At 34.1% G+C, this 675-nt stretch carries 1 protein-coding gene; it reads right to left on the reverse strand.

The genetic code is table 11. The features are described 5' to 3' along the window. Positions 1-450, reverse strand: a 450-nt coding sequence (locus GBN19_RS15520; protein ID WP_151778713.1) for a RepB family plasmid replication initiator protein, incomplete at its 3' end; no start/stop codon positions are given. Positions 451-675: the final 225 nt, after the last annotated feature.

Genomic DNA, 675 nt, shown 5'->3' on the forward strand with positions numbered 1-675 from the left:
TAGCCGTATGGCATAGACACTCGATAGTTGCGAAATTTGTTTTAATTCATAACGCGTGAATTTTTCTTCGAGCTTAACAAACAATTGTAAAATATCTTGCGTAAAAACAAGCTGAGCACAAGCAGATTCTTTGATATAACCAACTTTAGAAACCCAACGGCTTTTATAAATCGCAGGATTCCCTGTTAAAGGATCTATAGCTTTATAAGTAAGCCGACGCTCAAATAGATTGTCACATGCGGTCTGTAAGGCCTCATATGCTGATTGGCGGCCTAAATTAAAATGCTTCATATACTCAGATGCATGAATTGTCAAAACAGTATCTGAGGTAAGATCCTTTTCAATATCCCTTGCCGCAATAATTGCAATTAGAATTAAGCGTTGTTCAGATAAATTTAAAGAGTAAGACGCTTCAATTAAATTATTATCTTTATAAACTACATTTGCCATATCATGACTCATAATGAAAACACTATTTATGGACAATATCACCTAATGTCCATAAATGGAAGTTTTTTGCATGTCAGGAATCCGTCTATATATGTCAGGAATCTGTCCATATAATGTCAGGAATCTGTCATTTTTAATCACGGAATCTGTCCATATAATGTCAGGAATTCGTCCACTTATTGACAGGAATTTGTCCATATAAATTCTCTGAAAGCTATATATAAT

Origin of the sequence: Acinetobacter brisouii, assembly GCF_008993995.1 — a bacterium.
GTDB classification, from domain to species: domain Bacteria; phylum Pseudomonadota; class Gammaproteobacteria; order Pseudomonadales; family Moraxellaceae; genus Acinetobacter; species Acinetobacter brisouii_A.